A 13,379-nucleotide genomic window follows, 5' to 3' on the forward strand; every position below is an offset into this window, starting at 1 on the left:
GCCTCATTGACAATCACCAGAACCACTGCCGATAATCAGCAAAGTCATACGATAACTTACAACAATTAACAACAAGAGCCGGCCATGACCACTACCCCCCTCAATCGCCTGCTGCTCACCGGAGCCGCAGGCGGCCTGGGCAAGGTCCTTCGCGAACGCCTGCAAGGCTACGCCGAAGTCCTGCGCCTTTCCGATATCAGCCCCATGGCACCTGCTGCGGGCCCGCATGAAGAGGTCATCACCTGCGACCTGGCGGACAAGGCTGCAGTACATGCTCTGGTCGAGGGCGTGGACGCCATCATCCACTTCGGTGGGGTGTCTACCGAGCATTCCTTTGAAGACATCCTCGGCCCCAACATCTGTGGCGTGTTCCATGTGTACGAGGCGGCGCGCAAGCACGGCGTGAAGCGGGTCATCTTCGCCAGTTCCAACCACACCATCGGCTTTTACCGCCAGGACCAACGCATAGACGCTCACGCCCCGCGCCGCCCCGACAGCTACTATGGGCTGTCCAAGTGCTACGGCGAGGATGTCGCCAGCTTCTACTTCGACCGCTACGGCATCGAGACCGTCAGCATTCGCATTGGCTCGTCGTTCCCGCAGCCACAGAACCCGCGCATGCTCTGCACCTGGCTGAGCTATGACGACCTGGTGCAACTGATCGAGCGCGGGCTGTTCACCCCCGACGTTGGCCACACCATCGTCTACGGTGCCTCCAACAACCGCACCGTGTGGTGGGACAACCGCCATGCCGAGCACCTGGGCTATGTGCCCAAGGACAGCTCGGAACCCTTCCGCGCTGCCGTGGAAGCCCAACCGGCGCCCGCCGCCGATGACCCGAGCATGGTCTATCAAGGCGGCGCTTTCGCCGTGGCCGGCCCCTTCAACTGACCTACCCCGCCAGGAGGCACGGCCATGAACTGCGAACTGATCGTCGACGCCCGCAACGGCACCGGCGAAAGCCCCGTGTGGCACCCCAGCGAACAGGCCCTGTACTGGGTCGACATCCCCGCACGCCAGCTGCACCGCTGGCAGGCGGCCGATGGCAAGCACCAGGTCTGGCAAGCCAGCGAGATGCTGGCCTGCATTGCCCGCAGTGGCGAAGGCTGGGTGGCCGGCATGGAAAGCGGTATTTTCCAGCTGCAGCCCAAGGCCGATGGTAGCCTGGGCAGCCGGCTGCTCAGCAGCGTCCAGCACGCCCAGGCCGGCATGCGTTTCAACGATGGCCGCTGCGACCGCCAGGGCCGCTTCTGGGCCGGCACCCTGCTGCTGGACATGCAGCAAGGCGCCCACGTTGGCGCGCTGTACCGGCATGACGGCGAAGGCCAATTGCACTTGCAGCAGCACGGCATGATCGTACCCAACGGCCTGGCCTTCAGCCCCGACGGCAGGCGCATGTACCTGTCCGACTCGCACCCCAACGTGCAGAAAGTCTGGGCCTTCGACTACGACATAGACAGCGGCACGCCGCACAACAAGCGTTTGTTCGTTGACATGCGCGGCTACCCCGGCCGCCCTGACGGCGCCGCCATCGACCAGGATGGCTGCTACTGGATCTGCGGCAACGACGCCGGGCTAATCCACCGCTTCACCGCCGACGGGCGCCTTGACCGCTCGCTCAGCGTGCCGGTGAAAAAACCGGCGATGTGTGCCTTCGGCGGCGCCAACCTGGACACCCTGTACGTCACCTCGATCCGCCCCGCAGGCATCGACCTCAGCGACCAGCCCTTGGCTGGTGGGGTGTTTGCCCTCGACCCTGGCACCAAGGGCCTGGAGGAACCTGCCTACCGGGGTTAAGCCCGCTTTGCCTACTTGCACGCCCGAAACCGAATAATAAAAAACACGGAGTTTCATCATGACGTTCAAACGCAAGCTGCTTCTTGCCGTACTCCCGTTCGCCTTCAGCGTGGCCATGCCGGCCTCGGCGCTGGACATCAAGTTCGCCGAAATCCACCCAGCCGGCTACCCGACTGTGGTCGCCGAACAGAACATGGGCAAGAAACTCGAACAAGCCAGCAATGGCGAGATCACCTTCAAGATGTTCGCCGGCGGCGTGCTGGGTTCGGAGAAGGAAGTGATCGAACAAGCACAGATCGGCGCAGTGCAAATGACCCGCGTCAGCCTGGGGATCGTCGGCCCGGTGGTGCCGGATGTGAACGTGTTCAACATGCCGTTCGTGTTCCGCGACCATGAGCACATGCGCAAGATCATCGATGGCGACATCGGCCAGGAAATCCTCGACAAGATCACCAATTCCGAATTCAACCTGGTGGCCCTGGCCTGGATGGATGGCGGCTCGCGCAGCATCTACACCAAAAAGCCGGTGCGTAGCCTGGAAGACCTCAAGGGCATGAAGATTCGCGTGCAGGGTAACCCACTGTTCATCGACATGATGAACGCCATGGGCGGCAACGGCATTGCCATGGATACCGGCGAAATCTTCAGCGCCCTGCAGACCGGCGTTATCGATGGCGCCGAGAACAACCCGCCGACCCTGCTGGAGCACAACCACTTCCAGAGCGCCAAGTACTACACCCTGACCGGCCACCTGATCCTGCCAGAGCCGGTGGTGATGTCGAAGACCACCTGGAACAAGCTCACCCCCGAGCAGCAGGTGCTGGTGAAAAAAGTCGCGCGTGAAGCACAGATGGAAGAGCGCGCACTGTGGGACGCCAAGTCCGCCGCCAGCGAGGAGAAGCTCAAGGCCGCTGGCGTCGAGTTCATCAGCGTTGACAAAAAACCGTTCTACGACGCCACCGCTTCGGTACGTGAAAAATATGGCGCGCAGTACGCTGACTTGATGAAGCGTATCGACGCCGTCCAGTAATACCGGCCCCTTCCAAGACGACCTCGGCAGCGCGGCGCCCGCCGCCCTGCCGCTTTGGTGATGCCCTATGAAATCGCTATTCCTGAGCGTGAACGACACGCTGTACCGAGGCTGCATCTGGATCGCTGGCCTATCGATCCTGGCTATGTCGCTGATCATTCCCTGGGGCATCTTCGCCCGCTACGTCCTCGGTACCGGCTCCAGTTGGCCGGAGCCGGTCTCGATCCTGCTGATGGTGGTGTTCACCTTCGTCGGCGCCGCCGCCAGCTACCGCGCCGGGGCCCACATGGCAGTGGCGATGATCACCGATCGGCTGCCACCCCTGCAGCGCCAACTGGTGTCATTGCTGGTACAGGGGCTGATGATTGTGGTGTGCGTGTTCATGACCTGGTACGGCACCAAGCTGTGTATCACCACCTGGAACCAGTCGCTGGCCTCGCTGCCGGGTATCCGTGTGGGCATGACCTATGCGCCGATCCCAATCGGTGGCGTGCTGACGCTGATCTTTGTGCTGGAAAAACTGCTGTTGGGTGATCAGAGCAACCGCAAGGTGGTGCGTTTCGACCACATCGAAGAAAGCGAAGGAGCTGCATAAATGGATGCGTTCATTCTGTTGGGCAGTTTCATCGCGCTCATCCTGCTCGGCATGCCGGTGGCTTACGCCCTAGGCCTGTCGGCGCTGATCGGCGCCTGGTGGATCGACATCCCGCTGCAGGCGATGATGATTCAGGTGGCCAGTGGGGTTAACAAGTTTTCGCTGCTGGCCATTCCATTCTTCGTGCTGGCGGGCGCGATCATGGCCGAGGGCGGCATGTCACGCCGGCTGGTGGCCTTTGCCGGGGTGCTGGTGGGCTTCGTGCGCGGCGGGCTGTCGCTGGTCAATATCATGGCCTCGACCTTTTTTGGGGCGATTTCCGGCTCGTCGGTGGCCGACACCGCGTCGGTGGGCTCGGTGCTGATCCCGGAGATGGAGCGCAAAGGCTATCCGCGCGAGTTCTCCACCGCCGTCACCGTCAGCGGCTCGGTACAGGCGCTGCTGACCCCGCCCAGCCACAACTCGGTGCTGTACTCGCTGGCGGCCGGCGGCACGGTGTCGATTGCCTCGCTGTTCATGGCCGGGGTAATGCCGGGGTTGCTGCTGAGCGCGGTGATGATGGGCCTGTGCCTGATCTTCGCCAAAAAGCGCAACTACCCCAAGGGCGAAGTGATCCCGCTGCGCCAGGCGCTGAAGATTGCCGGTGAAGCGCTGTGGGGCCTGATGGCCATGGTGATCATCCTTGGCGGCATCCTGTCGGGCGTGTTCACCGCTACCGAATCGGCAGCCGTGGCGGTGGTGTGGTCGTTCTTCGTGACCATGTTCATTTACCGCGACTACAAGTGGCGCGACTTGCCCAAGCTGATGCACCGCACCGTGCGCACCATTTCGATCGTGATGATCCTGATCGGTTTTGCCGCCAGCTTTGGCTACGTGATGACGCTGATGCAGATCCCATCCAAGATCACCACCGCGTTCCTGACCCTGTCGGACAACCGCTACGTGATCCTGATGTGCATCAACTTCATGCTGTTGCTGCTGGGTACGGTGATGGACATGGCGCCGCTGATCCTGATCCTTACGCCAATCCTGCTGCCGGTGATTACCGGGATCGGCGTGGACCCGGTGCACTTTGGCATGATCATGCTGGTTAACCTGGGAATCGGCTTGATCACGCCGCCGGTAGGGGCGGTGCTGTTTGTCGGCTCGGCCATTGGCAAGGTGAGCATCGAGTCGACGGTGAAGGCGCTGCTGCCGTTCTACTTGGCACTGTTCCTGGTGCTGATGGCAGTGACCTACATTCCGGCCATTTCGCTGTGGCTGCCTAGCGTGGTGTTGTAACTGCATTTACGGTCCTTGGGGAGCGGCCTTGTGGCCGCTCCTACAAGGACCGCGATACTGCTGGAAAATCTATCTGCAAACGGATCCTGCACATGGCTGTCCCCTCCGCTGCTGCCCCCCTGTTCCCCCGCAAGCTGGCCATCGCCCTGCTGGCTTTACTGGCCTGCTCATTCGCCGGCAACCACATCGCCGCGCGCATCGCCTTCGATGACGGCACCGGCGTGCTGCTGGCCATTCTCTGTCGCTCGGGCATCACCCTGCTGGTGCTGGCCTGCCTGCTGCTATGGCAACGCCAGGCCTTGGCCTTGCCCGCCGGTACCCGGCACTGGCAGCTGCTGCTCGGCCTGCTGATCGCCACCCAAAGCCTGTGCCTGTACTCGGCAGTAGCGCGCATTCCTGTGGCCCTGGCATTGCTGGTGGGCAACACCTTCCCCATGCTGCTGGCGCTGCTCACCTGGGCGCTGGGTGGCGCCCGGCCCAGCGGGCGCACGGTGTTGTTCATGGGACTGATCCTGTGCGGCCTGGTGCTGGCACTGGATGTGCCGGCGCGCCTGGCCGACAGCGGCGACGCCAACCCGCACTGGGTACAGGGCATCAGCCTAGCCTTCGGCGCCGCCTGTGCATTCGCCTGCGCCTTGTGGATCACCGACCACAAACTGGCCGCCGTGCGCGGCCCGGTGCGCAGCCTGCTGACGTTGCTGATCGTGTTCTCCAGCATGCTGGTTGCCGGCTTCAGTGGTGTGATGCCAGCCGGTTTGTCACCGCCCGGCAGCAGCAGTGGCTGGCTGGCCCTAGCCAGCCTGGTGGTGCTGTATGGCTTGGCCTTCACCTTGCTGTTTGTTTGCGTACCCCGGCTGAACATGGCGCAGAACGCGCCGGTGATGAACGTGGAACCGATCGCCACCTTGCTGTTGGGCTGGGCCCTGCTCGACCAGCACCTGGATACCCTGCAATTACTTGGCGGCGCCGTGGTGGTGTGCGGCATCGTACTGCTCACTTACCGCCGTGACCGATGATTTTTGCTTTTCAAGGAGCCTTGCATGGCTGTAACCGAACTGCACCTGCAGGACCGCCTGACCCGCCTGAGCCTGGCCCCGGAACTAGGCGCCAGCCTGGTCAACTGGCAGGTTAAAACGACCGGGCAAGCGCTGTTGCGCCATTCTGATTGCGAAGCGCTGGCCAGCGCTACTCCGCGGCGCCTGGCCTGCTACCCGCTGGCGCCGTGGTCCAACCGTATTGCCGAAGGTGGCTTTGCCCGGCCTGAGGGTTGGCAGGCATTGGCACCTAATACCGCGCATGACCCCTACCCAATTCACGGCAGCGCCTGGCAGCAAGCCTGGCGAGTGGCGCACCACAGTGAGCGGCGTGCGCGGCTGACGCTGGACAGCACCGTGCCGTTTGCCTACCAGGCCACGCTGGATGTGCAGTTGCATGAAGGCTGCCTGAGCCTGGACCTGCATGTGACGCACCTGGATGAGCTGCCTAACTGGTACGGGCTGGGGCTGCACCCTTACTTTCCTCGCTACCCGGATACCAAGCTGCATGCGCCGGCGCGCAAAGTATGGCTGGCCGAGCACGGTCGGTTGCCGTCGTATCAGGCAGAGGTGCCGGAGCAGTGGTGTTTCAATGCCATGGCGCATTTGCCCGAAACGGTCGTTGACCATGCCTTCAGTGGCTGGCCGGGGGCGTGCCTGATCGAACAGCCTGGTGCCGGGTATCGCTTGGCATGCAGCGCTACCGGGGCTGATCACTTTTTGCTGTTCTGCCCGCAGGGGCAGGGTTTTTTCTGCTTTGAACCGGTAAGCCACCCGGTCAATGCGCATCATCTGCCAGGGCGACCGGGGTTACGCCTGTTGCAACCAGGAGAGGCAATGAGCCTGGGTTTCAAGATGCAATACGAGCTCAATCCAGATGTTGGGCCCGCAGCGCCTGCGCCAACATGTCGATGAAGGCCCTGACCTTGGCGGAGCCGTACTTGCTCTCCCGGTGCAATACATGAATCGGCCACGGCGCTTCTTCGTACTCGGCCAGGATCACCTGCAGTTGCCCGCTGGCCAGCTCATCCGCCACCTGGTACGAGAGCAGGCGGGCAATCCCCAGCCCGCCACTGGCGGCGGCAATCGCCCCGTCATTGCTGGTCACCGTCAAGCGCGGCTTCATGCGCACCAGGGTCGGCTCATCGGTTTCCCCGAAACGCCAGCCAGCCCGAGGTGACAGGTTGGTGGTGCCGATCACGGCATGCTCTGCCAGGTCAGACGGGTGTTTCGGTACGCCATTACGCGCCAGGTAGTCGGGGGATGCACACAGCATGCGCCTCACCCTGCCCACCCGCAGCGCTTTCAGGCCGGAGTCGGGCAATGGGCCGATGCGTACGGCCACGTCCATGCCCTCCTCGACCATGTTCACGATGCGGTCGAGGAAATAAGCAGAAACGTCAACCTCTGGGTACTGCTGCAGATAGCGGACGATGCACGGCATGACGTACTTCTTGCCGAACAGGATCGGCGCGGTGACGGCCAGGTCGCCCTTGGGGGTGGCGTTGATGCCCGCGGCCGCTTCGTTGGCCTCGTGGATGCTGGTGAGGATATGCCGGGTGTCCTCCAGGTAGCGGCCGCCGGCTTCGGTCAGGCGCACGCTGCGGGTGGTGCGCAGCAGCAGTTTGACCCCCAGTTGCTCTTCCAAGGCGCTAACGGCACGGGTGACCGCGGCTGCGGAGATGTCCAGGTGGCGAGCAGCAGCGGCGAAACTTTCCAGTTCGCCGACGGCGACGAACACCTTCATCAGGTGGATCTGGTCCATGCGGGCTCCGGGGGCTATGAGGTGCCGGGATTATCTTTCATCTGGAGGTTTTGTGTTGCCTGTACCGGCCCTTGCGCGGGCCTGGATAGGCAACTTCATAGTTCCAGCACCAACGCCTGCGCGCCCTCCTCCACCCTCGCCGGCACGGCACAGCAGATCAGTACCGAACCCGCCTCCGGCAGCTCTGCCGGTGGGTTTGGGTAATGCACCTGACCACTGACCAGCTTGGTTTTGCAGGTACCACACGACCCACCCCGGCAACTGAATTCCGGGGCCAACCCGCGCGCCTCGGCCAGTTCCAGCAGGGTGCCGCTGCCGGGAGCCCAACGCGCTTCCTTGGCCGAGGCCGCGAAGTACACCGGCACCGCCTCGCTGGCAGCGGGCGGCTGTTGCAGGCTGGGCTGGCCATCGTCGGTGTGCCGCCGCAGCGTCGACGGGCCAAAGGCTTCGGCGTGGATCCGTGCATCCGGCACATGCACCCCGCGCAACCCTTCATACAGCTCCTGGCTAAAACTGCCCGGGCCGCACAGGTAGAAATCGTAATCGTCCAGCGCCAATGTCGCCTGGACCTGCTCGATGCCCAACCGGCCGGCAAACGCATAATCACGCCCCGCCAGCGCATGGCCTTCCGGCTGGCTGAGGGCGCGGTGCACGTGCAGCAGGCCGCCGGCCCGCAGCACCAAGCTTGCCAGTTCCTCACGGAACGGTAGGTCGGCCAGGCTACGTGCACCATGGAACAGATGGATACGCCGCGCCTGCCCGGTGCTCAACTGCTCGCGCAACATGGCCAGCAACGGCGTAATACCCACCCCCGCGCCGATTAACACCAGCGGCCGGGTACTTTGCTGATCCAAGGTGAAACTGCCCATGGGCGAACGTACATTCAGCACATCGCCTGCCACGATGTGCTCATGCAAATGCCGCGAAACCGGGCCCTGGGCTTTGACACTGATGCGCAGGTAGCGGTCGGAGGGTGCGCTGGACAGGCTGTAGGTGCGGATCAGTGTGGCCTCGCCGTTCGGCTGGACTTGCACTGGAACATGCTGCCCTGGCGCAAAAAACACCGCACTTTCGGCGGGTGGTTCAAGGTAGAACGAGCGGATATCGCGGCTTTCCTGCACCACCCGCAGCACACGCCAGGCCTGCCATTGACGCTGCTGCTGGCGTTGCTGCAGTCGCGCTTCGGCTTCGGCCCAGGTGCCGGTCGTCAGGCTGGTCGGCGCGTAGGCCTTGAAGGCCCAGCGCAGGGAAACGGCAGCCGGGCGCCACACCACGTGTTCGACCGCCAGCGTCCACAACCGCTCGGCACCCTCAAAGGCCTGGATGGCGGGGCTGTCCAGCACGACTTCGGCATGCCCGGAAAGCTGCAGCACGTTGCCGGTGTTGAAGTCGATGAACAGCAAGCCAGCTCGCGGGTTCATCAACAGGTTGCCCAAGGTGTTGAAATGCAGGTTACCGGCATAGTCGGGAATGGTCAGGCGATTGCCGTCTACCCTGACGAACCCGGGCCGGCCGCCGCGGTGGGAAACATCTACCGAGCGCTGGCCGTTGTCTTGCTCGACATAGCTGGCAACGAAGAACGTGTCAGCCGCCTGGAGCAGGCTGACGGCTGTGCTATCCAGCGTTGTCGCATCGACTCGCCTTTGCGCGGGCTCAGCGACGCGGGTGTAGTCACGCATCTGGATGTACTGCGGGCAGTTGCCGAACGACTGTTCCACCGTCACCTGCAGTTGGCCATCGCCGGCCTGGTGGATCTGCCCATTAAGGCGATTGCGCCGACGGCTATGCAGTTCGATACCCAGCAGGCCAACCGCGTTCCCCGCTGCCAGCCCCGGGGTGGCAGGGTCGTCTACTGGCAGTTGAGTGTCGATTGTCAGCTGGCGAGGGTTTGGCGAGCTGACAAAACCTTCCGGCCCCTCCAACAGGGTCGCCCACGGCCGGCCCTGAGCGTCCACGCTGGCGGCAACCAGGAACGGCAACTGATGATAGAAAATACGATGCTGCTCGGGCATGTGGTCGCGAATGACCTTTTGCCCGAACGCCTCCATGCGCTGCGCGACCCCGACCTTTTCCTGCAGGATTTTCTCTCCCGCATGCCAAGGCGAGGGGCGCTGGTCTGGGTTCTGCTGCATGGCGGCGTTCCTCGTGATGACGGGTATCAGGCGCTGGTCTGCAGGCCGATTACGGTGCGTGGCATGGGCACGAAGCCTGGCAACGCCTCGACCCGCGCCAGCCAGCTGCGCACGTTGGCATAGGGCTCCAACGACACATTGCCTTCTGGTGCGTGGGCGATGTAGGAGTAGTTGGCAATGTCGGCGATGGTGGGCGTGCTGCCCGCCAGGAAAGGCGTATTGGCCAACTCGGCGTCGATCACCTTGAGCAGGGTATGGGCACGGGCAATGACTTCGTCGGTGTTGAATGCGGCGCCGAACACCGTCACCAGGCGCGCAGCGGCAGGGCCAAAGGCCAGCGGGCCAGCGGCGACCGACAGCCAGCGTTGCACGCGGGCGGCGGCGGCGGGTTCCTCGGGTAGCCAGGTGCCGTTGTCGTACTTCTTGGCCAGGTACACCAGGATGGCGTTGGAATCGGCAATCACCGTGCCGTTGTCATCAATGACCGGGACCTGGCCGAACGGGTTGAGGGCCAGGAAGTCCGGCTGCTTGTGCGCACCTTTGGCGAGGTCGACGAACACCAGCTCGGTGGGCAGCTTCAGCAGCGAGAGCATCAGCTCGATACGGTGGGCGTGGCCAGACTTGGGGAAATTGTAAAGCTTGATCGGGTTCGACATGGGCTTGGCTCCTGGTCAGCACCGGGGTGGGCTGATGGAGCATCATGCTGCACCGGTTCGGCTGGCAGCAGAATCCGTGTGGCGGGGAAACCATAATTTCGCGGAGCGCAATAATGCGCTATTCATATCGGCGGAAGCCTTTTGCAGGCGCGGCCTTGGGCCGCGACTACAAGCCAGTGCTGGCCAGCGGCATCATTCAGTGCAGCTTGTTGAAATACCGGTACAGCCCCCGCGCAGCCTCGATCACCTGCGGCACGCAGGCCTGGATATCCTCTTCGCTCATCTGGTCCAGCAGTTCGAAGTTATCCTCCAGCCCATGCAGAGAAATGGCCTTGAGCAGTTGATCCTGCTCCGTTGGCAGGTCAGCCCAGCCGGCGACCTGAGTGCCGCGCATGTAGCCAAAGCACCATTCCTCCATGATCACACCGCCCTCCTCGCCTTCGTTTTCCTCGAACAGCGGCTCAAAATGGTCGACGTCATCAGCCAGCGCTTCTGCCACCTGGTTGGCATAACGCAACATCAACGCCGTATAGGCTTCTTCATGCGCCGGCTTTTTGAATTTCGGCACTTTGCCACCGGCCACTACGGGCAGCCATTGCTCCGGGTTGACGGTGACTGGCGAGCTGGCCAGTGCCGTGAAAAAGCCATTGAGCTCGGCCACGTTCAGCACCGAGTAGTCGTTGCCGTAGGTGATCAGCAGGTCTTCAAGGCGGTCCAGTTCTTTTTCGCTGAGTACGGGGAGCATGGGGGGAAATCCTGGGAAGCAAAAGTGTGTGCACCCTAGCACAGAAGCGTACTAGGGCTACTCGCGGCGGCATCTACGCCGGCAGATTGTTCAGCATGGCAAAACGCTATGCAGCTGGTGCTGCCTGCCGGTACCAATCAACAGCCGCAACAGTATTCGGCACTTGCGCGGGCAAAGCTGCCCGGCCATCTGTACACCCTCTTGTGGCTGCCGGATTACCGTCGTCGATAAGGCCGTCAGGCCTTACACCGCCAGCGCGCGCTCACGCAGCTCGCTGTTGAGGATGCGGTCGTTTTCGCTGTAATCGACCGGGCAGTCGATCACGTGCACACCTGGGGTCTTGATGCAGTGCTCGAGCAGCGGCAGCAGGCCTTCGGCGCTTTCCACGCGGTGGCCGTTGGCGCCGTAGGCTTCGGCGTATTTGACGAAGTCCGGGTTGCCGTAGTCCAGGCCGAAATCGGTGAAGCCCATGTTGGCCTGCTTCCAGCGGATCATGCCGTAGCCGTCGTCACGCAGGATCACCACGGTGATGTGCATGCCCAGGCGCACTGCAGTTTCCAGCTCTTGGCTGTTCATCATGAAGCCGCCGTCGCCGCACACCGAAATCACCGGGCGCTCTGGGTGCACCAGGTGCGCGGCCATCGCCGATGGCAGGCCCGCGCCCATGGTCGCCAGGGCGTTGTCCAGCAGCACGGTGTTGGGTTTGTGCGCCTTGTAGTTACGGGCGAACCAGATCTTGTAGATGCCGTTGTCCAGGGCGACGATGCCTTCGGACGGCAGCACGCGACGGATGTCGGCAACCAGGCGCTGCGGGTAGACCGGGAAGCGGTCGTCGTCGGCACCTTCGGCGATCTGCGCTTCGTTGGCTTCACGAATCGCCAGCAGGCGGGTGAAGTCCCAGTGCGAGGTGTCGTTCAGCGCTTCGCTGATCTGCCACACGGCGTTGGCGATGTCGCCGATCACTTCTACCTGCGGGAAGTATACGGCATCGACTTCGGCAGAGCGGAAGTTGATGTGAATGACTTCGGTGCCGCCACGGACCATGAAGAACGGCGGCTTTTCGATCACGTCGTGGCCGATGTTGATGATCAGGTCGGCAGCTTCGACGGCGCGGTGCACGAAGTCACCTGACGACAATGCCGCGTTACCCAGGAAGCGCGGGTGGCGCTCGTCGACCACACCTTTACCCATCTGGGTGGTGATGAACGGGATGCCGGTTTTGTCGATCAGCTGCTTGAGAACCTTGGCGGTCATCTTGCGGTTGGCGCCAGCGCCGATTACCAGGATCGGGCTGCGCGCGTTTTGCAGCTTCTCGACGGCAGCTTCGATGGCCACGTGCTCGGCCAACGGGCGGCGGTGCAGGCTGCGCGGGATCGGCAGTGCGTCGGTCTGCTCGGCAGCGATGTCTTCCGGCAGTTCCAGGTGCACGGCACCCGGCTTCTCTTCTTCGGCCAGGCGGAAGGCTTCGCGCATACGGGCCGGGATGTTGTCAGCCGAGGCAAACTGGTGGGTGTACTTGGTGATGGGGTCCATCATGCCGCACACGTCAATGATCTGGAAGCGGCCCTGCTTGGACTTCTTGATCGGCTTCTGGCCTGTGATCATCATCATCGGCATGCCACCCAGGTAGGCGTAGGCGCTGGCGGTGACCAGGTTGGTCGCGCCAGGGCCGAGGGTGGACAGGCTGACGCCGGTCTTGCCGGTCAAGCGACCATAGGTAGCAGCCATGAAACCTGCGGACTGCTCGTGACGGGTAAGTACCAGCTTGATCTTCGACTTGCGCAGGGATTCGAGCAGGTCGAGGTTTTCCTCACCAGGAATGCCGAATACATACTCGACACCTTCGTTTTCCAGGCATTGCACAACGACATCAGCGGCCTTGGCCATCTTGCTTGCTACCTCAAGTGATGGAACGGTGGAAGTCCAGAAATGCGCAGCACGGTACGCTGGCATCGCTTTACCCAGGGCCAGGAGAGCCCCGAACCAAAGTCTTGACGAAGGGTAGTCACAGGAAAGTCACGTTAATTTGAGGGGAATATCGTGCGGGCGTGCCCGCGAAGCACAGGACGCGGTGGGTGGCACCGGCTTTGCCGGTGTTCGCGGGCAAGCCCGCTCCTACCAGGGGGGCAAGGCTGGGGATGGGGCGGCTGGAATTTTTGCGCCAAAAAGACAAAACCCCTACCTGCATGCGCAGATAGGGGTTTTGCGAAATGAATCTTGACGATGACCTACTCTCACATGGGGAAACCCCACACTACCATCGGCGATGCATCGTTTCACTACTGAGTTCGGGATGGGATCAGGTGGTTCCAATGCTCTATGGTCGTCAAGAAATTCTGTAGCC

Annotated in this window: 12 protein-coding genes, 1 rRNA gene and 1 pseudogene; 7 read left to right on the plus strand and 7 right to left on the minus strand. The window is 62.6% G+C overall.

Features of this window, described 5'->3' with window-relative positions; all coding sequences use genetic code 11:
• The first annotated feature begins 84 nt into the window (after positions 1-84).
• From DV532_RS19250 to DV532_RS19280, 7 genes are all read left to right on the plus strand, one after another.
• Positions 85-891, plus strand: coding sequence for an NAD(P)-dependent oxidoreductase (locus tag DV532_RS19250; RefSeq protein WP_056804391.1), 807 nt, complete (start codon positions 85-87; stop codon positions 889-891).
• 24 nt (positions 892-915) lie between these two features.
• Positions 916-1,797 (plus strand): SMP-30/gluconolactonase/LRE family protein, encoded by an 882-nt coding sequence (locus DV532_RS19255; protein WP_056804388.1) that lies wholly within the window; start codon positions 916-918, stop codon positions 1,795-1,797.
• Between the two features lie 58 nt (positions 1,798-1,855).
• Positions 1,856-2,827 carry a TRAP transporter substrate-binding protein gene (locus tag DV532_RS19260; RefSeq protein WP_056804384.1) on the plus strand — a complete coding sequence of 324 codons (972 nt, stop codon included), beginning with the start codon at positions 1,856-1,858 and terminating at the stop codon, positions 2,825-2,827.
• A 67-nt stretch (positions 2,828-2,894) separates the two neighbouring features.
• Complete coding sequence (locus DV532_RS19265) at positions 2,895-3,422, plus strand: TRAP transporter small permease (RefSeq protein WP_056804381.1); 528 nt, start codon at positions 2,895-2,897, stop codon at positions 3,420-3,422.
• Entirely contained in the window at positions 3,423-4,703 is a 1,281-nt protein-coding gene (locus tag DV532_RS19270; protein WP_019472239.1) for a TRAP transporter large permease, read from the plus strand.
• 92 nt (positions 4,704-4,795) lie between these two features.
• On the plus strand, positions 4,796-5,719 hold the full coding sequence (locus DV532_RS19275) for an EamA family transporter (protein WP_056804378.1): 924 nt from the start codon (positions 4,796-4,798) through the stop codon (positions 5,717-5,719).
• Between the two features lie 24 nt (positions 5,720-5,743).
• On the plus strand, positions 5,744-6,652 hold the full coding sequence (locus tag DV532_RS19280) for an aldose 1-epimerase (protein ID WP_056804376.1): 909 nt from the start codon (positions 5,744-5,746) through the stop codon (positions 6,650-6,652).
• On the opposite strand, the gene DV532_RS19285 is transcribed toward DV532_RS19280, so the two are convergent.
• The 7 genes and pseudogenes from DV532_RS19285 to rrf all read right to left on the minus strand — a co-directional run bounded on the left by DV532_RS19285 (position 6,606) and on the right by rrf (position 13,366).
• Positions 6,606-7,502: a LysR family transcriptional regulator gene (locus DV532_RS19285; protein ID WP_056804373.1), complete on the minus strand. Its 897-nt coding sequence runs from the start codon at positions 7,500-7,502 to the stop codon at positions 6,606-6,608. The genes DV532_RS19280 and DV532_RS19285 overlap by 47 nt on opposite strands.
• 95 nt (positions 7,503-7,597) lie before the next feature.
• Positions 7,598-9,634, minus strand: coding sequence for a pyridoxamine 5'-phosphate oxidase family protein (locus DV532_RS19290; RefSeq protein ID WP_056804370.1), 2,037 nt, complete (start codon positions 9,632-9,634; stop codon positions 7,598-7,600).
• A 26-nt stretch (positions 9,635-9,660) separates the two neighbouring features.
• A complete protein-coding gene (locus DV532_RS19295) occupies positions 9,661-10,290 on the minus strand; it encodes a glutathione S-transferase family protein (protein ID WP_056804367.1) in 630 nt (209 codons plus the stop codon).
• 196 nt (positions 10,291-10,486) lie between these two features.
• A complete protein-coding gene (locus DV532_RS19300) occupies positions 10,487-11,035 on the minus strand; it encodes a UPF0149 family protein (protein ID WP_056804363.1) in 549 nt (182 codons plus the stop codon).
• Between the two features lie 90 nt (positions 11,036-11,125).
• A pseudogene (locus DV532_RS30990) lies at positions 11,126-11,239 on the minus strand (asparaginase); the annotation flags it as partial.
• 39 nt (positions 11,240-11,278) lie between these two features.
• Positions 11,279-12,922 (minus strand): acetolactate synthase large subunit, encoded by a 1,644-nt coding sequence (locus DV532_RS19310; RefSeq protein WP_120715342.1) that lies wholly within the window; start codon positions 12,920-12,922, stop codon positions 11,279-11,281.
• Positions 12,923-13,250: 328 nt separating this feature from the next.
• Positions 13,251-13,366: ribosomal RNA gene (gene rrf, locus DV532_RS19315) — 5S ribosomal RNA — on the minus strand.
• Positions 13,367-13,379 lie beyond the last annotated feature (13 nt).

Origin of the sequence: Pseudomonas sp. Leaf58, assembly GCF_003627215.1 — a bacterium.
Lineage (GTDB): Bacteria > Pseudomonadota > Gammaproteobacteria > Pseudomonadales > Pseudomonadaceae > Aquipseudomonas.